The sequence below is a fragment of the Streptomyces parvus genome, assembly GCF_014648875.1.
Lineage (GTDB): Bacteria > Actinomycetota > Actinomycetes > Streptomycetales > Streptomycetaceae > Streptomyces > Streptomyces parvus.
Genome location: NZ_BMRY01000002.1, coordinates 524850 through 548701 on the forward strand (window position 1 = coordinate 524850; position 23852 = coordinate 548701).

Genomic DNA, 23852 nt, shown 5'->3' on the forward strand with positions numbered 1-23852 from the left:
GGCTGGATAGGGTGGAGCCGATCCTTCTTTCCGGCTGTGGACCCTGGAGCGGACCATGAACGTTGTGACCCCGAACGGCGGCGACAGCGTGGCGGACCGTTCCTGGCCCGGCCTCCTGAACCCCCTGCTGCGCGGCGAGAACCTCAGTGCCGAGGAGACCTCCTGGGCCATGGACCGCATCATGAGCGGCGAGGCCACCGACGCGCAGATCGCCGGGTTCGCCGTGGCGCTGCGGGCCAAGGGCGAGACCGTGGACGAGGTCACCGGCCTGGTCCGCGCGATGTACGCGCACGCCAACACCATCGAGGTGCCCGGCCGCACCGTCGACATCGTCGGCACCGGCGGCGACCTCGCCAAGACCGTCAACATCTCCACCATGTCCGCGATCGTCATCGCCGGCACCGGCGCCAAGGTCGTCAAGCACGGCAACCGGGCCTCCTCCTCCGCGAGCGGCTCCTCCGACGTCCTGGAGAAGCTCGGCGTCAACCTGGAGCTGACCCCGCGCCGGGTGGTCGAGGTCGCCGAGCAGGCGGGCATCACCTTCTGCTTCGCCGTGAAGTTCCACCCCGCCCTGCGGTACGCCGCCAAGGCCCGCAAGGAACTCGGCGCGCAGACCACGTTCAACATCCTGGGCCCCCTCACCAACCCGGCCCAGGTGCGCTCCCAGGCCGTCGGGGTCGCCGACGCCCGGATGGCGCCCATCGTCGCGGGCGTGCTGGCCGACCGGGGCAACTCCGCCCTCGTCTTCCGCGGCGACGACGGGCTGGACGAGCTGACCACCACCGCCACCTCCCGGGTCTGGGTGGTGCGCGACGGCGCGGTCCGCGAGGAGGCGTTCGACCCGCGCGACGTAGGGCTGCCCATCGTCCCGGTCGACGCGCTGCGCGGCGCCGACGCCTCGTACAACGCCGATGTGGCCCGCCGCCTGCTGGACGGCGAGAGGGGCGCGGTACGGGAAGCGGTGCTGCTCAACTCGGCGGCGGCCCTGGTCGCCCTGGACCCGGGCCCCGGCACGCTGACCGAACAGCTCGCGACGAAGATCGCGGTGGCGGCCGAGTCCATCGACTCCGGGGCGGCCAAGCGGGCCCTGGAGCGCTGGGTGGCGGCCAGCAACGCCTGAAACACCTGAGCGGAGTCCCCGGCGCACACGGTGTGACCAAGGGCGCAGTCCGGATTCCGGACTGCGCCCTTGCGCGTGTGCATACGTATGGCAAGATGCTGCGCAGGTCATGAGTGACAGCGACTACGGCCCCGGCCCGCTGTCCGGCAACCCTCCGTCCGTGGCGGGGTGCCCCGGGTGAAGACCAGGCCGCAGGCAGCGAGGTCTGCGGCAAGCGCGGGCCCCTCGGCATCCAGCGGATGTCAGCCCCCGGGGTCCTGGTCCCTAGGGAGCCTTCTGTGAGCAAGCGAATGCGCTAGGGCTGACTGCCCTTCTTCCGCGCACCCTTTTTCCTTTCCCCTCCTTGCGCCGCCGCGCATCCGCCGGCGCGGGAATTTCGCCTGCCTGTTACGGGAGTTCGCCATGTCTGTCTCCACCGCTGCCCTCGACCCGTCGGTTTGTGCCCTGCTGCCCGTTCTGGGCCAGGACGTCACCGTTCCGCTCGTCACCGGCGGTGAAGTCACCTACGCCGCGCTCGACTACGCCGCCAGCGCCCCGGCCCTCCAGCGGGTCTGGGACGACGTCGCCGCGTACGCCCCGTACTACGGCAGCGTCCACCGCGGCGCCGGCTACCTCTCGCAGCTCTCCACCGACCTCTTCGAGAACAGCCGCCGCACGGTCGCCGAGTTCCTCGGCTGCCGCCCGGAGGACCAGGTGGTCTTCACCCGCTCCACGACCGACTCCCTCAACCTGCTGGCCGCCGCGATCCCCGCCAACTGCCAGGTCTTCGTGTACGAGACCGAGCACCACGCCTCCCTGCTGCCCTGGCGCGACGCCCAGGTCACCTACCTCAACGCGCCCCGCACCCCGGGCCAGGCGGTGGAGACCCTGGAGCGCGCGCTCGCCGACCGCGACCCCTACGGCCCGGCCCTCGTCTGCGTCACCGGCGCCTCCAACGTGACCGGCGAGCTGTGGCCGGTGCGTGAACTGGCCGCCGCCGCCCACGCGCACGGCGCCCGCATCGTCCTGGACGCCGCCCAGCTCGCCCCGCACCACCCCGTCGACGTCGCCGAACTGGACGTCGACTGGGTCGCGTTCTCCGGCCACAAGCTGTACGCGCCCTTCGGCTCCGGGGTCCTGGCCGGCCGCGCCGACTGGCTCCAGGCGGCCGAGCCGTACCTCGCCGGCGGCGGCGCGTCCCGCAAGGTCGCCCGGCGCGCCGACGGCGGCGTGGACGTCGACTGGCACACCACGGCCGCCCGCCACGAGGCCGGTTCGCCCAACGTCATCGGCGTCTACTCCATCGCCTCCGCCTGCAAGGCCCTCACCGAGGCGGGCTTCGACAACCTGGTCGCCCGGGAGCAGGAGCTGGTGTCCCGGGTCCGTGAGGGGCTCGCCGAGGTCCCCGAGGTGCAGGTGCTCTCGCTGTTCGGCGACGACGCGCCCCGGGTCGGCGTCATCTCCTTCGTGGTGCGCGGCTGGAACAGCTCGCACTTCGCCGCCGCCCTCTCCGCCGAGTACGGCATCGGCGTGCGCGACGGTCTCTTCTGCGCCCACCCGCTCGTGCGCACCCTCCTCGGCAGCGACCCGCAGGACCCGGGGGAGTGCGGCGCCCCCGAGGCCGAGCCGGGCGAGCGCTCGCTGAACGCGATCCGGGTGAGCTTCGGGGCCGGTACGCCCGACGAGCACATCGAGCGCTTCCTGCGCGCGGTGACCGAGCTGGTCCGCGAGGGCGCCCAGTGGAAGTACCGCACCGAGGACGGCCGCTGCGTCCCGGACCGCGGCGAGGCCGCACAGGTCTGAGGCAGGCGGAACACGTCGGCCGGGGACGGGCGCGTTGCCCGTCCCCGCCCGACGTACATCCGGAGTTACGCGTCGAGGCCGATGGCGAACGCCGCTTCCAGGTCGTGCTGGGAGTACGTACGGAACGCCACATGGGTGTCCGTGCCCTCGACGCCCGGGATCTTGCTGATCCGGCCGGGGATGATATCGGCGAGGTCGTCGTGGCGGGCGACCCGGACCATGGCGATCAGGTCGTAGGTGCCGGTGACGGAGAAGACCTCGCTGACGCTGTCCAGCGCGGCGATGGCCTCGGCGATCTCCGGAATCCGGTCCACACTGGTCTTGATGAGCACGATCGCGGTGATCACGGCTGGCTGTCTCCCTCGGTGGCCGTGGCTGGAACCTTCACTCTAGCCCTCCGCCCATACCGCACCCAGGCGTAGAGGAACCCCGCCGCGAACCCGGCCACATGCGCCAGATACGCCACGCCCGGCCCCGCGTCCGCGCCCTGCGCCGCCGCCCACTGGAGGGCGAACCAGAAGATCAGCACGATCCAGGCGGGAAAGCGCAGCGGCAGGAAGAAGAGGAACGGGAACAGGCTGGTCACCCGGGCCTTGGGGAAGAGGTACAGGAACGCGCCCAGCACCGCGGAGATCGCCCCCGACGCCCCGACCAGCGTCTGTGCGGAGTCCGCGTGCGCCGCCGCGTAACAGACCAGCGCCACATAGCCGCAGCCCACGTAGAACAGCGCGAACTGCACCCGCCCCATGCGCTCCTCGGCCATCGCCCCGAACACGTACAGGAACAGCAGGTTCCCCAGCAGGTGCAGCCAGCTGCCGTGCACGAACAGCGCCGTGAACGGGGTGATCAGGGCGTGCGCGGAGCCCTCCCACAGCTCGGCGGGGATCACCCCCCACCGCTCGAAGTACGAGGCCTGCGCGGCGAGCAGAGCCTCCTCGCTCCGGTGGGCGGCGCCGCCGAACCCGGAGAGCGGGCTGATCAGGAAGACCACCCCGCAGACGCCGATCAGCCCGTACGTGACCGGGGCGCCGCTCGCCACCGCCGCGTCCCGGATCCTCCCCGCCGTGGTCCGCCAGTCGGCCTGCCGCCACTCGATCATGTACAGAGCATGACGTACCGGCCGAGAACGGGACGGAGCGCCTCGCCGTGTCAATGCCTATACGCGAGGCCGTAGGGTTACGCCAGGACTTCCGCAGTTCGACGGCGCACCGCGAGATCCTTGACGTAGACAGGTGGAGTCGCGGCGGCGCGCCCGGCGCGGGCTCCTGGAGACGACGAAAGAGGACGCACACGATGACGACGGTTCCCCTGCCGACGGACTCGACCCGCTGGCGCTGCACCCTGTGCGGCAACCTCACGCGCTTCGACGTGACCCGCTCCTCCAAGGTCGTGGAGTACGTGCACCTCGACCTGGCCGGTGAGTCGAGTGTCGAGGAGCGGGAGGTCGTCAGTGAGACCATCGAGTCGGTCCGCTGTCGTTGGTGCAACGCGGTGGACCAGATCGAACTGGTGGACAGGCCGGGTGCCGCTTCCTGAGGGAGCGCACCCTTCGACATATCTATGGGGTGACGGACGGTGGATCAGCCGACCAGCGGCGCCGGACCGGCCGATGAGGCCGACGGCGGTGCAGAGGCGCTCGGCCGTCCGCTGCCCGAGGGTGTGCGACGGCGGGTGATCGCGCTGGTCTCGGACGCCTTCGGCTCCCTGACCGTCGCAGAACTGCCCGCCCAGCTACGGCAGTACGCCCGGTTCACCCCGACCCGGCGGGCGAAGTTCGCGGGGAACGCGATGGCCGCCGCGCTGGAGAGCGACACCGTCTTCCGGCAGCGCATCGGTGAGCGGCTCGGCCAGTCCCAGCCCGAGCTGACCGGTGCGCTGGAGGCGGGCGCGCCGCCCGCCGCCGCCGATCCCCTTGATGTGGCCGCGGCCGCCTATGTGCTGCGCCCGGCCGGCTGGGTCAAGCTGGTCGAGTCGGCCGGCGAGGAGGTCCAGCGCGCCGACGCGGAACGGGCCGACGAGGAGACCCGGCGGGAGAGGGATCAGCTGCGCGAGGAGCTGGAGCGGGCCCGCGCCCATACCCGTACGGAGACCGAGCGGCTGCGCACCGAGCTGGAGGCGGCCCGCAAGGAGTCCGAGTCGCTGCACCGTAAACTGCGCAGCGCGCTCAGCGAGGTGAAGCGCGGCGAGGCCGCCCTGCGTCGCAGTGGCGCCGAGACCGACACCGTACGGGCCGAGTCGGCCGCCCAGCTCTCCGCCGTGGAGAGCGAGTCGCGGCGGCTCAAGGCGCGGCTGGGGGAGGCCGAGGCGGCCCTGGAGGCGAGCCGCCGGGCCGCCCGGGAGGGCCGCTCGGTGGAGGACATGAGGCTGCGGCTGCTCCTGGACACCGTGCTGGACGCGGCCTCGGGGCTGCGGCGGGAGCTGGCGCTTCCTCCGGCGACCACGCATCCCGCCGACACCGTGGACGCGCTGGAGCCGGGCCGGATGTCGCCCAAGGACATTGCCGCGCGCGCCCTTTCGGAGACCGATCCGGCTTTGCTGGACCAGTTGCTCGCGCTGCCGCAGGCGCATCTCATCGTGGACGGGTACAACGTCACCAAGACCGGCTATCCCCAGATGCCGCTGGAGAAGCAGCGGTTGCGGCTGCTGGGCGGGCTCTCGGTGCTCGCGGCGCAGACCGGTGCCGAGATGACCTGTGTCTTCGACGGGGCCGAACTGGCCGCCCCGGTGCTGCTGGCCCCGCCGCGCGGCGTGCGGGTGCTGTTCAGCAAGCCCGGGGTCACGGCGGACGAGGTGATCCGTCAACTGGCCCGCGCGGAACCGCCGGGGCGGCCCGTGGTGGTCGTCTCCACCGACCGTGAGGTGGCGGACGGCGTTGCGAAGGCCGGGGCGCGGCCGGTCGCGTCCGTGTTGCTCCTCAAGCGCCTTTCGCGCGTCTAAAGGGGTTTGGGTGGCATGTGTGACATGCCGGATTTCTGGGAACGTACCGTCAAGTCGCCGCTACACGCGGTGGGGTGAGAGTAAAGAGTTGCCTGGTGTGACGAGAAAAATCCTGTGAGGATTTGAACTGATCACAAGATGGTCACTAGGGTCAGGCCTCGAACCTTCGCACGGTTGATCACCCATTGGGGGTGGCGGCGAAGGAACCGCCGAGTCCGTCATGTGCACGGAGCCGGGGATTCTTTCCCCCACAAGCCCGGTAGGCGGCTCTGAGGAAGAAGGAGCTCGCCTTCGTGGCGTCCCACCGTCGTCCCAAGCAGCCGAGCCGCACCCGCGTGACCGTGCTCACCGCGACCGCCGCCGCGGCCGTGGCCCTGACCTCCCAGGCCGCCCACGCCGACCCCAAGCCGAGCAAGAGCGAAGTCAAGGCGAAGGTCGACAAGCTCTACCACGAGGCCGAGGCCGCCACCGAGAAGTACAACGGGGCCAAGGAGCAGCAGGACAACCTGAAGAAGGAAGTCGACGCGCTTCAGGACAAGGTCGCCCGCGGCCAGGCCGAGCTCAACACGCTCCGCACCGAGCTGGGATCGATCGCCACCGCGCAGTACCGCTCCGGCGGCATCGACCCGTCGGTCGCGCTCTTCCTCGCCTCGGACCCGGACAGCTTCCTCGACCAGGCCTCCGCGCTCGACCAGCTGACGGTCAAGCAGACGGAAGCGCTGCAGAAGATCCAGTCCAAGCAGCGCACCCTCGCCCAGCAGCGCAAGGAGGCCCAGGACAAGCTCGGCGACCTCGCCGACGTCCGCAAGGCACTCGGCGAGAACAAGAAGAAGTACCAGGGCAAGCTGGCCGACGCCCAGCGGCTCCTCAACACGCTGACGCAGGCCGAGCGGGCCAAGATGCAGCAGGACGAGCAGCGCGCCAGCCGTGCCGCCAGCGACCGGGTCGAACTCGGCAACGAGGCCCCCGCGTCCAACCGCGGCGCCGCCGCCCTGGCCGCCGCCGCCACGCAGATCGGCAAGCCGTACGTCTCCGGCGGCTCCGGCCCCAACTCCTACGACTGCTCCGGGCTGACCCAGTGGGCCTTCGCCCAGGCGAACGTCCAGATCACCCGGACCACGTACACCCAGCAGCACGACGGCCAGCGGATCGGCCGCAGCCAGCTCAAGCCGGGCGACCTGGTCTTCTTCAACGGCCTGTCGCACGTCGGCTTCTACGCCGGCAACAACCAGATCCTGCACGCCCCGAAGCCCGGCACCGTCGTCCGCTACGAGTCGATGGACTACATGGGCACCTTCCAGTTCGGCGTCCGCGTCTGACGCTGACCGGGCCGCGCCCGACAACGCGCCACGGCACGCCCGAACGAGGGAATCGCCGCGCACCACGCTGACGCCCCCGCCCCGCCGGAGACCAAGGTCACCGGCGGGGCGGCGGCTTTCGGGCCCGTCCTCCGCCACCGGCGCGGTCTTTGGTCGCCGCGTAGTCGTCCGATTACTGTCTGGCTGCTTGCGCAGCTCCCGGACTCCGTCCGCCCGCCCGGGCGGCAGGGGCTGCGCACCACCGCGTCAGCGGAAGGGAGTGCGGCTACCAGTGGTGTCCCATCGCCGTTGCACACAGTCCGGCTTCACCAGAGGCGTCCGGGTCACGGTCGTCTCGGCGGCCGCCGCCACCGCGGCCGCCACCCTGACCGGGGCCCCGGCGAGCGCCGGCCCGAAGGAGACCCGGGAGAGCGCCAAGGCCGCCGTCGACCGCCTCTACGAGGAGGCCGAGCGGGCCACCGAGCGGTTCAACGAGGCCGGGGAGCGCGTGAAGCTGCTGCGCGGCGAGGCGGACCGCGCCCAGGACGCCACGGCCCGGGGCCAGGAACGCGTCAACGAGATGCGCAACGCGCTCGGCGCGATGGCGGGCGCCCAGTACCGCACCGGCTCCATCGACCCGTCGGTCGCCCTGCTGCTCTCCGCCGCCCCGGACACCTACCTGGAGCAGGCCGCCGCCCTCGACCGGGCCGGCGCCCGCCAGGCGATGACCCTGGACAAACTGCGGCACGCCCAGCGCAAGCTCGCCCAGAACCGCGCCGAGACCACCCGCGCCCTGACCGACCTGGAGCGCAACCGGACCGCCGTCACCCGGCACAAGCGCGCCGTCGAGGCCAAACTCCGTGAGGCCCGCCGGCTGCTGGACTCACTGCCGCCCGAGGACCGCGCCTCCTTCGACCGGGCCTCCCGCTCCGGCCGCGACGGCGTGCCCGACCTCTCCGGCGTCGCCCCCGGCTCGGCCCGCGCGATGTCCGCCGTGGCCGCCGTCCACCGGGCGCTCGGGAGACCCTACGTCTGGGGCGCCAACGGGCCCTCCGGATTCGACTGTTCCGGCCTGATGCAGTGGGCCTACGCCCAGGCCGGGGTGAGCCTGCCCCGCACCTCCCAGGCCCAGCGCTACGCGGGCAGTATGGTGCCGCTCTCCCAGGCCCGGCCCGGTGACCTGGTCGCCTACCGGGCGGACGCCAGCCACATCGGCATGTACGTCGGCAACGGCCAGGTCATCCACGCCCCCTACCCGGGCGCCCCGGTCCGCTACGATCCGGTCGGCATGATGCCCGTCTCCTCGGTCACCCGGATCTGACCGTACGATCGGCAGGGTGGCCGTACGAGAACGTGACGCGCGCGGGGGAGGCCCCCGGGGACGGCGGCGTGCGGCGGGCCTGCTGCTCGCCGCGCTCCTGACCGCGTCCGCCTGCACGGCCTCCGCCGACCCGGACACCTTCCTCACTACCGGGGCCCTCGACGCCACCCTGGAACGCCGCGCCGCGGCCGTCCTCGCCCACGACCCGGCGGGCTATCTCGACGGCCTCGCCCCGGACGCGGCGAAGCTGCGGGCCGCCCAGCGCACCGAGCTGGACCGGCTCGCCGACGTACCGCTGAAGTCGTGGAGGTACGACGTCAAGGGCATCACCGAGCAGGACGGGCGGTGGGCCACCGCCGAGGTGGAGCTGCGCTACCGGATCGACGGCTACGACACCGCCCCGGTCGCCACCCGCCGCGTCCTGGAGCTGATGCGCGACGGCGACCGCTGGTACATCACCGCCGACCGGCCCGCCAAGGGCGCCTCCGGGCAGCTGTGGCAGCAGGGGGACGTGGACGTCGTCCAGGGCGCCCACAGCATCGTCCTGGGCGTCGGCCGGGGCGAGGAGGAGCTGCGGCAGATCGCCGACACCGTGGACCTCGCCGTACCGGCCGTCTCGGACGCCTGGCCGCGCCCCTGGAACCAGCGGGTGGTCGTCCTGGTCCCGGACTCCGTCGAGTCGATGGCGGGGCTGCTCGGCTCGCCGGAGGCCAGCTACCGGGGCATCGCCGCCGTCACCACCGGCGAGGTCGGCGGCACCGGCGAACGCCCCGCCATCGCCGACCGGGTCATCGTCAACCCCCAGGCGTACGCCACCCTGGGCAGCTTCGGACAGCGGATCGTCCTGACCCATGAGACGACCCATGTCGCCACCCGGACCAGTACCTCCACCGCCACCCCCGTCTGGCTCTCCGAGGGATTCGCCGACTGGACCGCCTACCGGGGCGAGGACCGCACCGCCGACACCATCGCCCCCGAGCTGGCCGAGGCCGTCCGCAGCGGCCGGACCCCCGCCGAACTCCCCGCCGACCCGGACTTCGGCTTCGACGGCGACCCGGCGAAGCTCGCGGGGGCGTACGAGGGCGGCTGGCTGGCCTGCGAGCTGATCGCGGAGCGCTGGGGCAAGGAGAAGCTGATCGCCTTCTACGAGGCCGTCGGCGCGCACGACGGGCGCGAGGGAGCGGTGGAGAAGGCCCTGAAGGCGGTGCTCGACACCACCCCCGAGCAGTTCACCGCCGACTGGCGCGACTACCTCGCCACCCGGCTCGGCTGACCCTCCGCCGCGCCCGGGACGGCCTCCGCGCCCGGCCTCCCCGGTACCGTCGACCGCCACAGCCGCCGCGCCGCGATCAGCGAGGCCGCCGCCAGCAGCCCGTTCCGTACGACCAGGAGCGTCACGCCCCACGCGTCGCTCGCCACCACATGCCCGAACCCGATCGGGAACTCCAGCAGCGTCACCCCCGCCGCCACCAGCACCAGGACCGCGGGCAGGGTCATCGCCGTCCCCCGGAACACCAGGCACACCGCGGCCAGACCGACCAGCCACACCACGTACTGCGGGCTGATCACCCGGCTGGTCACCGTGAACAGCAGCACCGCCGTGAACGCCGCCTCGGCCGGGGTGCGCACGGAGAAGAGGCGGGCCCGCAGCCGCCACAGCAGCAGCCAGCCCAGCGCCAGGACCGCGAGCCCCAGCGCCAGCGTCGAGACCAGCTCCACCTGCGGCCCGACGAACTCCATCGAGCCGTAGCGCAGTTCCACCCGCCCCTCCCAGCCGAACTGCCGGGCGATGTGGAAGACCAGCGCGCCCAGCGACTCGATCTCGGTGCCCCGGTCCCGCTGGAAGGCCAGGAACGCGAACGCCCCGGGCATCCACAGCGCGAACGCCGCCGCGAGACCGGCCCCCGCCAGCGCGGCCGAGGACCACGCGGCGCGCGTCGGACGCCCCTTCCGGACCCCCAGCAGCAGCAACGCCGGCCACCCCTTCAGCAGCGCCCCGAACGCGGCCAGCGCCCCCAGCGCCCGGGGCCTGCGCACACCCGCCAGCAGCGCCGCCACCGCGACCGCCGTCACCATCAGGTCGTAGCGGGCGTAGACCGTCGGGCCCAGCAGCGGCACCCCCACGACCCACACCCACGCACCCGCCGCCCGCATCCCCGGCCGCCGGCCCGCGTACAGCAGCAGCCCGAGCACCAGCGCGTCGCAGACCAGCACCAGCACGAAGAACGCGGTCGCGTACTCCCAGAACGGCAGCAGGGCGGGGGAGAGGACCGCCAGGGCCGCCCCGGGCGGGTACTGCCAGGTGACGTCGTCCAGCGGGTACGTGCCGGTCAGCAGGACCTCGTACCAGCTCCGGTAGATCACCGACACGTCCACCGTGACGTCCGGCCCGGCCACCGTGACCACCTTGAACACGCAGGCCAGGAGCCAGGCCCGGGTCAGCGCCCATGCCGCGTACGGCCACGGTCCGGTGCGGGTGGGTGCTCGTCCCGTCGTCATCGCCGCCCTCGTCGTCGCTCGTCTCCGGCCCGGGCCCCCGGCGGCTCATGATGCCGTCGGCGGAGGGCGTCAGCGGTGAAGCGCGGCCGTTCGGTACTGTCGGCGGCGATGGACAAGACCTTGATCGTGACCAACGACTTCCCGCCCCGCCCCGGTGGCATCCAGGCGTTCCTGCACAACATGGCGCTGCGCCTGGATCCCGAGAGGGTCGTCGTCTACGCCTCCACCTGGAAGCGCGGCGAGGAGGGCGCGGCGGCCACCGCCGCCTTCGACGCCGAGCAGCCCTACCCCGTGGTCCGCGACCGGACGACGATGCTGCTGCCGACCCCGCGCGTCACCCGCCGGGCCACCGAGCTGCTGCGCGAACACGGCTGCACCTCCGTCTGGTTCGGCGCCGCCGCCCCGCTCGGCCTGATGGCCCCGGCGCTGCGCCGCGCGGGCGCCCGCCGCCTGGTGGCCACCACCCACGGCCACGAGGCGGGCTGGGCGCAACTGCCCGCCTCCCGGCAACTGCTGCGCCGGATCGGGGAAGGCACGGACACGATCACCTATCTCGGTGAGTACACCCGCTCCCGGATCGCCGCCGCGCTCACCCCCGACGCGGCCGGCCGCATGGTCCAACTGCCGCCCGGCGTCGACGAGAAGACCTTCCACCCGGGCTCCGGCGGTGACCGGGTCCGGGCCCGCCTCGGGCTGACCGACCGCCCGGTGGTCGTCTGCGTCTCGCGCCTGGTGCCGCGCAAGGGCCAGGACACGCTGATCCTGGCGATGCCCGCGATCCTCTCGCGGATCCCGGACGCGGTGCTGCTGATCGTCGGCGGCGGCCCGTACGCCAAGGACCTGAAGCGGCTGGCCGAGGAGACCGGGGTGGCGGACTCGGTGCGGTTCACCGGGCCCGTGCCGTGGGAGGAACTGCCCGCGCACTACGGGGCCGGGGACGTCTTCGCGATGCCCTGCCGGACCCGGCGCGGCGGGCTCGACGTGGAGGGCCTGGGCATCGTCTACCTGGAGGCGTCCGCGACCGGGCTGCCCGTGGTGGCCGGTGACTCCGGGGGCGCCCCGGACGCGGTGCTCGACGGCGAGACCGGCTGGGTGGTGCGCGGCGGCAGCCCGGAGGAGTCGGCGGACCGGATCGTCACGCTGCTCGGCGACCCGGAGCTGAGGCAGCGGATGGGGGAGCGCGGCCGGGCCTGGGTCGAGGAGAAGTGGCGCTGGGACCTGCTGGCGGAGAAGCTCAAGACGTTGCTGTGACCGTACGGACGACGCCGATGCTCAAGACCCTGTTGTGACCGACGGACGACGCCGAAGTGGCCCGTACGTACGCCGAAGGGGCCCGCGCTTCTCCAAAAGCGCGGGCCCCTCCGGCGTAACGCTGCTCAGGCGCGGTAGATCGACTCCACCTCGTCCGCGAAGTCCTTCGCCACCACGTTCCGCTTCAGCTTCAGCGACGGGGTGATGTGGCCCGCCTCCTCGGTGAACTGGGTCGGCAGGATACGGAACTTGCGCACCGACTCCGCCTTGGAGACCGCCGCGTTCCCGTCGTCCACCGCGCGCTGCACCTCGGCCAGCAACTCCGCGTCATCCCGCAGCGACAGGGCCGTCGAGCCGGCCGGCTTGCCGTTCTCCTCGGCCCAGCGGCTCAGGAACTCCTCGTCCAGGGTGACCAGCGCGCCGACGAACGGGCGGCCGTCGCCGACCACCATGCACTCGGCGACCAGGGCGTGGGCGCGGATCCGGTCCTCGATGACGGCCGGGGCGACGTTCTTGCCGCCCGCCGTCACGATGATCTCCTTCTTGCGGCCGGTGATCGCGAGGTAGCCGTCCTCGTCGAGCGTGCCGATGTCCCCGGTGTGGAACCAGCCGTCGGCCAGCGCCTCGGCGGAGGCGGCCTCGTTGTTCCAGTAACCGGTGAACAGGTGCTCGCCGTGCAGCAGCACCTCGCCGTCGTCCGCGATCCGCACGACGGAGCCGGGCAGCGGCTGACCGACCGTGCCGATCTTCGGCCGGTCCCACGGGTTGAACGCGGTGGCCGCGCACGACTCGGTCAGGCCGTAGCCCTCCAGGACCGTGAAGCCGATGCCCCGGTAGAAGTGGCCGAGCCGCTCACCCAGCGGGGCGCCGCCGGAGATCGCGTACTCGCCCCGGCCGCCGAGCACCGCGCGGAGCTTGCCGAAGACCAGCTTGTCGAAGAGCTTGTGCTTGAGCTTCAGACCCAGCGTGGGGCCCTGCGGGGTGGACAGCGCCCGGCTGTAGGCGATCGCCGTGTCGGCGGCCCGGTCGAAGATCTTGCCCTTGCCGTCCGCCTGCGCCTTGGCGCGGGCCGCGTTGTAGACCTTCTCGAAGACCCGGGGCACGCCCAGGATCAGCGTCGGCCGGAACGAGGCCAGCTCGTCGGTGAGGTTCTTGATGTCGGGGACGCAGCCGAGCTTGATCGGGGCCATCACCGAGGCCACCTCGACCAGCCGGCCGAAGACGTGCGCGGCGGGCAGGAACAGCAGCACCGAGCACTCGCCCGTACGGAACAGCGGCTTCAGCCGCTCCACCACGTTGCCGCACTCCGCGAAGAAGCTGCGGTGGGTGAGCACGCAGCCCTTCGGGCGGCCCGTGGTGCCGGAGGTGTAGACGATCGTCGCCGGGTCGTCCGCCTTGGCGCTGACCATCCGCAGGTCCATGGTCTCCTCCGAGACCTCGGCGCCCGCCGTGCCGAGCGCCTCCACGGCGCCCGCGTCGATCTGCCACACATGCGCCAGCTCCGGCAGGGAGTCCCGTACGGAGGCCACGGCGGCGGCGTGCGCGTCGCTCTCCACGAGCACCGCCACCGCCCCGGAGTCACCGAGGATCCACTGCACCTGCTCGGCGGAGCTGGTCTCGTACACCGGCACGGTCACCGCGCCCGCGCTCCAGATCGCGAAGTCCAGCAGCACCCACTCGAAACGGGTGCGCGACATCAGGGCGACCCGGTCGCCGGGCTGCACACCCGAGGCGATCAGCCCTTTGGCGGCGGCTCTCACCTCGGCCAGGAACCGGGTGGCGCTGACGTCCGTCCAGACGCCGGCCACCTTGCGGCTCATCACCGCGACTTCGGGATGCTGAGCGGCATTGCGGCGGATGAGATCCGTCAGGTTGCCGTCCGTCGGGACCTCGTACAGGGCCGGAAGGCTGAACTCGCGCAAGACTGCTGCTCCTCATCGGGCTCCGGTGCCACGGCTCTGTGTGACGCACCGGCTGCGGTCCAAGATTGGCGGGTGCTCAGTGGGGTGAGCACGACTGGACTGCCCGGACGTTACCCACCGGTACTCGGTTCCGGATAGGGGGTTCCGGCCAGATGTCTTATGCATCACACATATAAATGGCCCTTTCGCGCACAGTAGTCCACTGCCGTCCCGACGTGGAAGTAACCGCAGGTCCGACGGTCTACCAGGGACCGAAGGGGCACTCTAGGGTGATCGCATGCGAGGTAGCGAACCGGACAGCCGGGACCCGGCCACCAGGCCGAACCGGATCCACGTGGTCAGCGACGTGCACGGCAACACCGAGGCCCTGGCCCGCGCGGGGGACGGCGCCGACGCCCTGATCTGTCTCGGTGACCTGGTTCTTTTCCTCGACTACGCCGACCACTCGCGCGGCATCTTCCCCGATCTGTTCGGCAGGGAGAACGCGAGCCGCATCGTCGCCCTGCGCACCGCCCGCCGCTACGACGAGGCCCGCGCCTTCGGCCGCGAGCTGTGGGCCGGCCGCGACCGCAACACCGAGATCCTTGGAGCCGTACGCAAGCAGTACGCCGAACTCTTCGCTGCCTTCCCCACTCCGACGTACGCCACGTACGGCAACGTCGACGTCCCCGGCCTCTGGCCCGAGTACGCCGGCCCCGGCACCACCGTGCTCGACGGCCAGCGCGTCGAGATCGGCGGCCGGGTCTTCGGCTTCGTCGGCGGCGGCCTCAGGACCCCGATGAACACCCCTTACGAGATCAGCGACGAGGAGTACGCCGCCAAGGTCGAGGCGCTCGGCCCGGTCGACGTCCTCTGCTCGCACATCCCGCCCGAGGTCCCCGAGCTGACCTACGACACCGTCGCCCGCCGCTTCGAACGCGGCAGCACCGCCCTGCTGGACGCGATCCGCACCACCCGCCCCCGATACGCGCTTTTCGGCCATGTTCACCAGCCGTTGGTCCGCCGGATGCGCATCGGCACCACCGAGTGCGTCAACGTCGGCCACTTCGCCTCGACCGGAACGCCCTGGGCGCTGACCTGGTGAGCGCGGGCGGCCGGGCCGTGGACCGGAGCGCCCCGGGCACGCGATAGCCTGCACAGCGGCAGGCTCCTGCCGACAGCGACCGGTATCACCGCACTGGAGGGCCACGGCGATGGCTGAACACACCAGCTCGAGCATCACGATCGAGGCGGCACCGGCCGACGTCATGGGCGTGATCGCCGACTTCGCCCGCTACCCGGAGTGGACCGGCGAGGTCAAGGAGGCCGAGGTCCTCTCCACCGACGACCAGGGCCGCGCCGAGCAGGTCCGCCTCGTCCTGGACGCCGGGGCGATCAAGGACGACCACGTCCTCGCCTACACCTGGACCGGCGAGAACGAGGTCAGCTGGAGCCTCGTCAAGTCACAGATGCTGCGCTCCCTGGACGGCACCTACGCCCTCACCCCCGTCGCCGGCGGCGAGCGCACCGAGGTCACCTACCGGCTCGCCGTCGACGTCAAGATCCCGCTGCTCGGCATGATCAAGCGCAAGGCCGAGAAGGTCATCATCGACCGCGCCCTCGCCGGTCTGAAGAAGCGCGTCGAGTCCGCCCCCAAGGCCTGAGCGACATGCGTACGGTCCTGGTCACCGGCCCCGGCGGCGCGGGCCGTACCACCGTCGCGGCGGCCACCGCACTGGCCGCCGCCGACCGCGGCAGCCGCACCCTGCTGCTCTCCGCCGAGGCCATACCCGGCTTCCCGGCCGCCACCGGACCCACCCCGGTCACCGACCGCCTCGACCACGTCCGCATCGACTCCGGCGAGCACTTCCGCGCCGAACTCACCGAGCTGCAGAACCGTGCCTCCGGTGTGCTGGACCTCCTCGGCGCGGGCCGGCTGGACGGCGAGGAGCTCACCGAACTCCCCGGATCCCCGCAGCTCGCCCTGCTGCACACCCTGCGCCGCGCCGCCGAGGGCGACCTGTCCGGCTACGACACCCTCGTCGTCGACCTCCCGCCGCTGACCGAGGCCCTGGCGTTGCTCGCCCTCCCGGAACAGCTCCGCCGCTATCTGCGTCGGCTGCTCCCCGCCGAACGCCAGGCCGCCCGCGCCCTGCGCCCCGTCCTCGCCCAGCTCGCCGGGGTACCGATGCCCGCCCAGTGGCTGTACGAGGCCGCCGCCCGCAAGGACGAGGAGCTGGCCGCCGTCCAGGCCCTCATCGAGGACGGGACCACCACGCTCCGGCTGGTCGCCGAGCCGGGACCGGCCGCCGAGGACGCCCTGCGCACCGCCCGGACCGGCCTCGCCCTGCACGGGCTGACCGCCGATCTGCTGGTCGCCTCCCGCGTGCTGCCCCGGCACTCCTCCGACCCCTGGTTCGCCGCGCTCGCCGCCCGGCAGGAGAAGTGCCTGGACCACTGGCACCAGGACCTGGCCCCTGTCCTCCCCGTGCACGAGGCCGCCCACCTGGGCCGCGATCCCGAGGGCGCGGACGACCTGGCCGCGCTGGAGATCCCCGCCCCCGACGAGCGGCCGTCCGGCCGGGCCGGCGACCCCTGGTGGACCGAGGAGGAGCAGGACACGGACGACGGGACCACGACCATCGCCTGGTGCCTGCCGCTGCCCGGAGCCGCCAAGGAGGACCTGCGCCTGGTCCGCCGGGGCGACGAACTGCTCCTGACCGTCGGCCCCTTCCACCGGATCGTGCGGATCGCCTCCGCGCTGCGCCGCTGCACCGTCTCCGGCGCGGCCCTGGCCGACGGCGTGCTGCGGGTGCGGTTCACCCCGGACCCGGCCCTGTGGCCGCGTACCTCCTGAACGCCGTGCGGCCATTCGGGTAACGTCGGTAGTACGTGAACCGCAGGCCGACCGTCGGCCGCCCGCGTCGCAGGAGTCCGCCATGAGTGAAGCCACCGATCGTCCCGTCGACGGCGACGCGTGGGCCGACGCCTGCGCCGAGGACCTCGCGGCCGAGCAGGCCCGCCGCCGCGCGCAGTACGGCCCGCCGCCCGGATCCGCCGCCGAGGAGCTGCGCAAGCTGGTCGACGCCGTCGCCGACAAGGTCTCCTCGCTCCAGACCCCGCTGCTCGGCGTCGCCGCCCCCGCGGTCCAGCAGGCCATCCGGCAGGCGAAGTCCGCCGTGGAACCCGTCATCGAGCGCAACCCCCAGGTCTTCGACCACCTCGCCGCCGCGGGCAACGAACTGCTGGCCGCCTACCGCTCCGCGGTGGAGGGCCAGGAGAGCCGCTGGACCCGCACCACCGAGGGTGCGTCGGGGACCGCGGGCCCCTCGAAGAAGGCCGCCGACGACCCGTCCGACCCCCGGGACGAGGGCCCTTCCGGCACCGAACGCATCGACCTGGACTGACCGGCTCCGGCCGGTACCGGGCGCGGCCTCGGGTACGGTTGCCCCTAGCGGGGCTCGACCGAAACTGAGGGATTCATGGGACTCACCATCGGCGTCGATATCGGCGGCACGAAGATCGCGGCTGGAGTGGTCGACGAAGAGGGCCGGATCCTCTCGACGTTCAAGGTGGCGACCCCGCCGACCGCCGAAGGCATCGTCGACGCGATCTGCGCGGCGGTCGCCGGGGCGAGCGAGGGTCACGACGTGGAGGCCGTCGGCATCGGCGCCGCCGGTTACGTCGACGACAAGCGCGCCACCGTCCTCTTCGCACCGAACATCAACTGGCGTCACGAGCCGCTCAAGGACAAGGTCGAACAGCGCGTCGGCCTGCCCGTCGTCGTCGAGAACGACGCCAACGCCGCGGCCTGGGGCGAATACCGCTTCGGGGCCGGCCAGGGCCACGACGACGTCATCTGCATCACGCTCGGCACCGGCCTCGGCGGCGGCATCATCATCGGCAACAAGCTGCGCCGCGGACGCTTCGGCGTGGCCGCCGAGTTCGGCCACATCCGGGTCGTCCCGGACGGTCTGCTCTGCGGCTGCGGCAGCCAGGGCTGCTGGGAGCAGTACGCCTCCGGCCGCGCGCTCGTCCGGTACGCCAAGCAGCGCGCCAACGCCACCCCCGAGAACGCCACCGTCCTGCTCGGCCTCGGCGACGGCTCGGTGGACGGCATCGAGGGCAAGCACATCAGCGCGGCAGCCCGCCAGGGCGACCTGGTGGCCATCGACTCGTTCCGCGAGCTGGCCCGCTGGGCCGGCGCCGGACTGGCCGACCTCGCCTCGCTGTTCGACCCGTCCGCGTTCATCGTCGGCGGCGGCGTCTCGGACGAGGGCGAGCTCGTCCTCGACCCGATCCGCAAGTCGTTCCGGCGCTGGCTGATCGGCGGCGAATGGCGCCCGCACGCCCAGGTGCTCGCCGCCCAACTCGGCGGCAAGGCAGGGCTCGTGGGCGCGGCCGACCTGGCCCGCCAGGGCTGAGTCCCGTACGGCACGACGCATCGGACGCCCGTCGCCGCCCTCCGGGGCAGCGGCGGGCGTCCGCCGTATCGTGGCCCGCATGGTCCTGACGCCCCTGCCCGACTCCCGTACCGAGCCGGACGGTTCAGCCGTCATCAGAGTGCTGAGCTACAACGTCCGCTCCATGCACGACGACACCGCCGCCCTGGCCCGGGTCATCCGCGCCTGCGCACCCGATCTGGTCCTCGTTCAGGAGGCCCCGCGCTTCTTCCGCTGGCGCAAGGCCGCCGCCCGGCTCGCCAAGAGCAGCGACCTGGTGGTGCTGAGCGGCGGGGCCACCGCCGCCGGACCCCTGCTGCTGTGCTCGCTGCGCGCGCGGGTCGAGCGCACCGAGGACGTCCTGCTGCCCCTCACCCCCGGTCTGCACCGCCGGGGCTTCGCCACCGCCGTCGTACGGATCGCCGGGGCCCGGCTCGGGGTGCTGAGCTGCCATCTGAGCCTCCAGCGCGACGAACGCCTCACCCAGGCCGGCCGGCTGCTGGAGCAGCTCGCCTCGATGGGCGTGGAACACGCGGTGGCGGGCGGCGACCTCAACGACGTACCGACGGGGAAGGCGTTCCGGCACCTGGCCGGGGAGCTCCAGGACTGCCGGGCCGTCGCCCCGTGGGGCGGCGAGCTGACGTTCCCGCCCGACGCGCCCCGCAAGCGCATCGACGCCGTCTTCGCGACCCCGGGCATCGAGGTGCTCGGCTGCGGAGTCCCGGCCGGGCTCCCCGGGGTCAGTGACACGGACCTGAGGGCGGCCACGGACCATCTGCCGGTCCTGGCCGCCCTCAGAGTGCCTGCCGGATGACGGTCACAACGGCCCTCGCGCCTCGGAGCCGGGCCCGGTGACCGTCACACGACCGCGCCGCGCCCCGGGTCGCCGAAGGTGTCGTCATCGTCGTCGCTCGGCATCCGGGCGACCAGGGTGGCGAAGCCGCCGAGGAAGCCGCCGACGCAGAGCGTCGTGAGCCACCACGTCATCTCCCACTGGAGCAGCACCGCGATCAGCATCAGCACCGGCCCGCCGATCACCGCGAGCCAGGCGAACTTCGCCGTGACGTCGGCCTCCGGCAGCGGCGGCGGCTCCGGGGGCACGAAGTGGCCCTCGTCCCCGTCGTCCGGCTGGTCGATGCCGTCGTCCTTGGACTCGGGCAGTTCGTAGTCGCGCGGGCCCGCGACGCCGGGCGCGAAGACCACCGAGCTGCCCAGCGGCTTCTTCTCCGGCGGCTTCGGGGGCGTCTTTCCGGACCCCTTGTCCGCCGGTTCACCGGCCGAGCCGTCGCCGGACCCCGTCACATTGCGCTGGTCGTCCTCCAGCAGGGCCAGGTCCTCGATGGACTTGAACGGCTTGGCGCCCGGCGGGTCCGGCGGCTCCTCCCCGTACCCCGCGACGATCGCGGCCCACGCCGCGTCCTCGTCGATCGCCCGCTCCTGCTCCGCTCCCCCGTCCCCCGCCGGCTTCGTCCCCTCCGGGACGGCCGCCGGCTTCGTGGGGCGCGGCTCGCGCTCCTCGTCGCTTCCTGTGCGTTCCGCGTCGTGCTCAGCCACCGGACGTGCTCCCCTTCATCCCGACGTTCGGTGCGAGACGGCCGATGAACCGGTAGCTCTCATCGAAGATCCGCTCCGCATCATGGTCCAACGTCGCCACGTGGTAGCTCTGTTCCAGCAGGATCTCGGAAACATCCGTGGAGGAGATCCGGCTGAGGATCCGCGCGCTGTCGGCGGGCGGCACGACATGGTCCTGCGGGCTGTGCAGCAGCACCACCGGCTGGGTCACCTGGGGCAGCTCCCCGTCGACCAGCCGGAAGAACTTCCGCACCGAGTGGGCCGCGTGCAGCGGAACCCGGTCGTAGCCCACCTCGTGCGAGCCCGGCAGCGCGATGTCGTCGGCCAGACCCTTCGTCGTACGCACGAGGTGGCGGGCGACCGGCAGCGCGTACGCCGAGAGGCCGTGCACCTTGTTGGCCGGGTTGACCAGCACCAGACCGCTGATCGCGTCCCCGTGCTTGGCCGCGAGCCGCAGGGACAGCGCGCCGCCCATGGAGAGCCCGAAGACGAAGACCTGCTCGCACGTCTCGGTGAGGACCCGAAGCTCCCGGTCCACCTCCGCGTACCAGTCCTGCCAGCCGGTGGCCGCCATGTCCTCCCAGCGGGTGCCGTGGCCCGGCAGCAGCGGCAGCGAGACCGTCAGTCCGCGCTCGGCGAGGTAGTCGGCCCAGGGGCGCAGCGACTGCGGGGATCCGGTGAAGCCATGGCAGAGGAGGACACCGACCTCTCCGCCCTCGTGGCGGAACGGCTCGGCTCCAGGGAGGACCGGCACCAAGGTCTCCTGTTCGTGGGACGGGGCGGGGAGGACGCACCTGGGGGAGTGCTTGACGGATGACTTCACCGTACGCGACCGGACCGACACCGACCAGGGCCGTCACGTCCTCACGCGGCGCCCCCCACGGCCCCGCCCGGAAGGGCGGGTCTCCCCATGCCGGGCAGCGGCCGCGACGGCGGCACAGGCTAATCTCTAGCGACAGCACACAGGAGGAACCAGAGTTGATCTACGGCGCCATGAAGTTCTCCATCGGCGGGTCCCTGAAGCTCGCCTTCCGGCCGTGGGTGGAGGGCCTGGAGAACATCCCCGAGCGCGGGCCCGCGATCCTCGCCAGCAACCACCTCTCCTTCTCCGACTCGTTCTTCCTCCCGGCCGTGCTGGACCGCAAGGTCACGTTCATCGCCAAGGCCGAGTACTTCACCTCGCCCGGTGTGAAGGGAAAGCTCACCGCCGCCTTCTTCAAGGGCGTCGGCCAGCTCCCCGTCGACCGCTCCGGAGCCCGCGGCGCCGGTGAGGCGGCGATCAGGGCGGGCATCCAGGTCATCGAGAGCGGCAACCTCTTCGGCATCTACCCCGAAGGCACCCGCTCGCCCGACGGCCGCCTCTACCGAGGCAAGCCCGGCGGCCTCGCCCGGGTGGCCCTGGCCACCGGCGCCCCCGTCATCCCGGTCGCCATGATCGACACCGAGAAGATCCAGCCGCCCGGCCAGGTGGTGCCCAAGCTCATGCGCCCCGGCATCAGGATCGGCAAGCCGCTGGACTTCAGCCGCTACCAGGGCATGGACGGCGACCGCTTCATCCTGCGCTCGGTGACCGACGAGGTCATGTACGAGATCATGAAGCTCTCCGGCCAGGAGTACGTGGACATCTACGCCACCGCCGCCAAGCGCCAGATCGCCGACGAGGCGAAGGCCAGGGCCGAGGAGACCAAGCGGGAGCGGAAGCAGGCCGCCGCGGGCAACGGAAACGGAACGGAACGGTCCGGCGCGTAGCCGCGTCGTTGACCGTCCGGGGGGTGTGGCCATGGCCAAGCGTGAGCGGGTCGTACGGATGTCGGTCGAGCTGCCGCTGTGGCGTGCGCTGACGGGCTACCGCGTCCTGACGATGATCTACGCGGTGCTGCTCGCGATCTTCGGCAGGGACAACTTCGGCCAGCAGAGGTTCGAGCGGCCCTGGGTCGCCGTCGCGTATCTGGCGTTCCTCTTCGTCTGGACGCTCGCCACGCTGCCGAAGGTCCGCTCGGCGGCGAACTGCACCAAGCGCTTCCTCGTCGCGGACCTGGTCGTCGCGCTGACCGGCATCCTGCTCACCCCGCTCGCCGACGTCGACAGCCAGTCCTTCGACGGCCCGACGCTGCCGTCGATCTGGACGGCCGGCGCGGTTCTCGCCTTCGCCATCAAGGGCGGCTGGCGGTGGGCGGCCTTCGCCTCCACCTTCGTCGCCGCCGCCAACATCATCCAGCGCGGCGAGCCCAGCCGGGACACTTACCACAACGTCCTGCTGGTCTGGGTCGCCTCCATCGCCATCGGCTACGTCGTCGAGGTCGCCCGCGCCAGTGAGCGCACCCTCGCCCGCGCCCTGGAGATCGAGGCCGCCACCCGCGAACGCGAACGGCTCGCCCGCGACATCCACGACAGCGTGCTCCAGGTCCTCGCCATGGTCCAACGCCGCGGCGCCGCCATCGGCGGCGAGGCGGCCGACCTGGGCCGGATGGCCGGGGAACAGGAGGTCGCCCTGCGCACGCTGGTCTCCAGCGGCCTCGTGCCCCCCACCCGGGTCTCCGAGGACGCCGCCGAGGGCGCCGTGGTCCGCACGGTCGAGGTCGACGAGGAGGGCCCCGTCGACACGGCCCCCTGCGACCTGCGCGCCCTGCTCGCCCCGCACGCCGGATCCCGGACGAGCTTCGCCGAGCCGGGCGCCCCGGTGCTGCTCCCCGCCGCCTCGGCCCGGGAGCTGGCCGCCGCCGTCAGCGCCGCCCTGGACAACGTCCGGGTGCACGCGGGCCCGGACGCCCAGGCGTGGATCCTGGTCGAGGACGAGCCGGACGAGGTGATCGTCACGGTCCGGGACGACGGCCCGGGCATCCCCGAGGGGCGGCTCGCCCAGGCCGAGGGGGAGGGGCGGCTCGGGGTGGCGCTCTCCATCCGCGGCCGGCTGCGCGATCTGGGCGGCACGGCAGAGCTGATCTCGGTGCCCGGACAGGGCTGCGAGGTCGAGTTGAAGGTTCCCAAAGCACCGAAGGTTTCCCGGGGGAAGGCAGGAACGGCCCGATGAGCACGAACACACCACAGGACGAGCAGGGGGCGACGGACCGGCCCATCAGGGTCATGGTCGTCGACGACCACCCCATGTGGCGCGACGCGGTCGCCCGCGACCTGACCGAGTCCGGCTTCGACGTCGTCGCGACCGCCGGGGACGGCCCGCAGGCGGTCCGCCGGGCCAAGGCGGTGAGCCCGGACGTCCTCGTCCTCGACCTGAACCTTCCCGGCATGCCCGGCGTCCAGGTCTGCAAGGAGCTCGTCGGCTCCCATCCCGGCCTGCGGGTCCTGGTCCTCTCCGCGAGCGGCGAGCACGCCGACGTCCTGGAGGCGGTGAAGTCCGGGGCCACCGGCTATCTCCTGAAGTCCGCCTCCACCCAGGAACTGACCGACGCCGTCCGCTCCACCGCGGCCGGCGACCCGGTCTTCACCCCCGGCCTGGCCGGCCTGGTCCTCGGCGAGTACCGCCGGCTCGCCTCCGACCCCGCACCCGTGGCGTCCGACGAGCCCAAGGCCCCGCAGCTCACCGACCGGGAGACCGAGGTGCTGCGGCTGGTCGCCAAGGGACTCTCGTACAAGCAGATCGCCGAACGCCTGGTGATCTCCCACCGCACGGTCCAGAACCATGTGCAGAACACCCTCGGCAAGCTCCAGCTGCACAACCGGGTGGAGCTCGTCCGGTACGCCATCGAGCGCGGCCTCGACGACGTCTGA

At 72.4% G+C, this 23852-nt stretch carries 23 protein-coding genes and 1 riboswitch; of the genes, 17 read left to right on the forward strand and 6 right to left on the reverse strand.

Annotation, left to right across the window (positions count from 1 at the left end; all coding sequences use genetic code 11):
* Window positions 1–55: 55 nt before the first annotated feature.
* Both trpD and IE140_RS08515 read left to right on the forward strand, forming a co-directional pair.
* Window positions 56–1120, forward strand: a complete 1065-nt coding sequence (gene trpD, locus IE140_RS08510) for an anthranilate phosphoribosyltransferase (RefSeq protein WP_093445050.1) — start codon at window positions 56–58, stop codon at window positions 1118–1120.
* A gap of 105 nt (window positions 1121–1225) precedes the next feature.
* Window positions 1226–1343, forward strand: a riboswitch (SAM riboswitch).
* 179 nt (window positions 1344–1522) lie between these two features.
* Window positions 1523–2902, forward strand: a complete 1380-nt coding sequence (locus IE140_RS08515; protein ID WP_150192963.1) for an aminotransferase class V-fold PLP-dependent enzyme — start codon at window positions 1523–1525, stop codon at window positions 2900–2902.
* A gap of 65 nt (window positions 2903–2967) precedes the next feature.
* On the opposite strand, the gene IE140_RS08520 is transcribed toward IE140_RS08515, so the two are convergent.
* Complete coding sequence (locus IE140_RS08520; protein ID WP_073218007.1) at window positions 2968–3249, reverse strand: Lrp/AsnC family transcriptional regulator; 282 nt, start codon at window positions 3247–3249, stop codon at window positions 2968–2970.
* Window positions 3246–4001: a rhomboid family intramembrane serine protease gene (locus tag IE140_RS08525; RefSeq protein WP_150192962.1), complete on the reverse strand. Its 756-nt coding sequence runs from the start codon at window positions 3999–4001 to the stop codon at window positions 3246–3248. Before IE140_RS08525 ends, IE140_RS08520 begins: the two co-directional genes overlap by 4 nt.
* Before the next feature lie 194 nt (window positions 4002–4195).
* Here IE140_RS08525 and IE140_RS08530 point away from each other — a divergent pair, with 194 nt between their 5' ends.
* The 5 genes from IE140_RS08530 (at window position 4196) to IE140_RS08550 (ending at window position 9731) form a co-directional block, all read left to right on the forward strand.
* Entirely contained in the window at window positions 4196–4438 is a 243-nt protein-coding gene (locus tag IE140_RS08530) for a hypothetical protein (protein WP_003969643.1), read from the forward strand.
* A 39-nt stretch (window positions 4439–4477) separates the two neighbouring features.
* Entirely contained in the window at window positions 4478–5839 is a 1362-nt protein-coding gene (locus IE140_RS08535) for an NYN domain-containing protein (RefSeq protein ID WP_093445047.1), read from the forward strand.
* Between the two features lie 293 nt (window positions 5840–6132).
* On the forward strand, window positions 6133–7158 hold the full coding sequence (locus IE140_RS08540) for a C40 family peptidase (protein ID WP_150192961.1): 1026 nt from the start codon (window positions 6133–6135) through the stop codon (window positions 7156–7158).
* A gap of 271 nt (window positions 7159–7429) precedes the next feature.
* Window positions 7430–8458 carry a C40 family peptidase gene (locus IE140_RS08545; RefSeq protein WP_150192960.1) on the forward strand — a complete coding sequence of 343 codons (1029 nt, stop codon included), beginning with the start codon at window positions 7430–7432 and terminating at the stop codon, window positions 8456–8458.
* A 16-nt stretch (window positions 8459–8474) separates the two neighbouring features.
* Window positions 8475–9731, forward strand: a complete 1257-nt coding sequence (locus tag IE140_RS08550) for a hypothetical protein (RefSeq protein ID WP_150192959.1) — start codon at window positions 8475–8477, stop codon at window positions 9729–9731.
* On the opposite strand, the gene IE140_RS08555 is transcribed toward IE140_RS08550, so the two are convergent.
* Complete coding sequence (locus tag IE140_RS08555) at window positions 9707–10957, reverse strand: glycosyltransferase 87 family protein (RefSeq protein WP_150192958.1); 1251 nt, start codon at window positions 10955–10957, stop codon at window positions 9707–9709. The genes IE140_RS08550 and IE140_RS08555 overlap by 25 nt on opposite strands.
* Window positions 10958–11065: 108 nt before the next feature.
* On the opposite strand from IE140_RS08555, the gene IE140_RS08560 reads away from it, so the two are divergent.
* The gene (locus tag IE140_RS08560; RefSeq protein WP_150192957.1) at window positions 11066–12208 is read left to right on the forward strand and encodes a glycosyltransferase family 4 protein; all 1143 of its coding nucleotides are present in this window, start codon (window positions 11066–11068) and stop codon (window positions 12206–12208) included.
* A 125-nt stretch (window positions 12209–12333) separates the two neighbouring features.
* Here IE140_RS08560 and IE140_RS08565 read toward each other — a convergent pair whose 3' ends face one another.
* The gene (locus IE140_RS08565) at window positions 12334–14130 is read right to left on the reverse strand and encodes an AMP-dependent synthetase/ligase (protein ID WP_093445043.1); all 1797 of its coding nucleotides are present in this window, start codon (window positions 14128–14130) and stop codon (window positions 12334–12336) included.
* A gap of 277 nt (window positions 14131–14407) precedes the next feature.
* On the opposite strand from IE140_RS08565, the gene IE140_RS08570 reads away from it, so the two are divergent.
* From IE140_RS08570 to IE140_RS08595, 6 genes are all read left to right on the forward strand, one after another.
* Window positions 14408–15214: a metallophosphoesterase family protein gene (locus tag IE140_RS08570; protein WP_150192956.1), complete on the forward strand. Its 807-nt coding sequence runs from the start codon at window positions 14408–14410 to the stop codon at window positions 15212–15214.
* A gap of 109 nt (window positions 15215–15323) precedes the next feature.
* Complete coding sequence (locus IE140_RS08575) at window positions 15324–15773, forward strand: SRPBCC family protein (protein WP_032761660.1); 450 nt, start codon at window positions 15324–15326, stop codon at window positions 15771–15773.
* Between the two features lie 5 nt (window positions 15774–15778).
* The gene (locus tag IE140_RS08580) at window positions 15779–16966 is read left to right on the forward strand and encodes an ArsA family ATPase (RefSeq protein ID WP_150192955.1); all 1188 of its coding nucleotides are present in this window, start codon (window positions 15779–15781) and stop codon (window positions 16964–16966) included.
* Between the two features lie 82 nt (window positions 16967–17048).
* Window positions 17049–17516 carry a DUF5304 domain-containing protein gene (locus IE140_RS08585; RefSeq protein ID WP_093445041.1) on the forward strand — a complete coding sequence of 156 codons (468 nt, stop codon included), beginning with the start codon at window positions 17049–17051 and terminating at the stop codon, window positions 17514–17516.
* Between the two features lie 75 nt (window positions 17517–17591).
* Window positions 17592–18533, forward strand: coding sequence for an ROK family glucokinase (locus IE140_RS08590; RefSeq protein WP_150192954.1), 942 nt, complete (start codon window positions 17592–17594; stop codon window positions 18531–18533).
* Window positions 18534–18612: 79 nt separating this feature from the next.
* Entirely contained in the window at window positions 18613–19365 is a 753-nt protein-coding gene (locus tag IE140_RS08595; protein ID WP_150192953.1) for an endonuclease/exonuclease/phosphatase family protein, read from the forward strand.
* A 44-nt stretch (window positions 19366–19409) separates the two neighbouring features.
* Here IE140_RS08595 and IE140_RS08600 read toward each other — a convergent pair whose 3' ends face one another.
* Both IE140_RS08600 and IE140_RS08605 read right to left on the reverse strand, forming a co-directional pair.
* On the reverse strand, window positions 19410–20105 hold the full coding sequence (locus IE140_RS08600; RefSeq protein ID WP_150192952.1) for a hypothetical protein: 696 nt from the start codon (window positions 20103–20105) through the stop codon (window positions 19410–19412).
* A complete protein-coding gene (locus IE140_RS08605) occupies window positions 20098–20877 on the reverse strand; it encodes an alpha/beta hydrolase (protein ID WP_032761652.1) in 780 nt (259 codons plus the stop codon). The genes IE140_RS08600 and IE140_RS08605 overlap by 8 nt, the downstream gene beginning before the upstream one ends.
* Window positions 20878–21101: 224 nt before the next feature.
* On the opposite strand from IE140_RS08605, the gene IE140_RS08610 reads away from it, so the two are divergent.
* Genes IE140_RS08610 through IE140_RS08620 form a run of 3 tightly spaced genes read left to right on the forward strand, consistent with a single transcriptional unit; the run spans window position 21102 to window position 23852 of the window.
* Window positions 21102–21872 (forward strand): lysophospholipid acyltransferase family protein, encoded by a 771-nt coding sequence (locus IE140_RS08610; RefSeq protein WP_150192951.1) that lies wholly within the window; start codon window positions 21102–21104, stop codon window positions 21870–21872.
* Between the two features lie 31 nt (window positions 21873–21903).
* Window positions 21904–23154, forward strand: a complete 1251-nt coding sequence (gene macS, locus IE140_RS08615; protein WP_150192950.1) for a MacS family sensor histidine kinase — start codon at window positions 21904–21906, stop codon at window positions 23152–23154.
* Window positions 23151–23852, forward strand: a complete 702-nt coding sequence (locus IE140_RS08620; RefSeq protein WP_032761648.1) for a response regulator — start codon at window positions 23151–23153, stop codon at window positions 23850–23852. Before macS ends, IE140_RS08620 begins: the two co-directional genes overlap by 4 nt.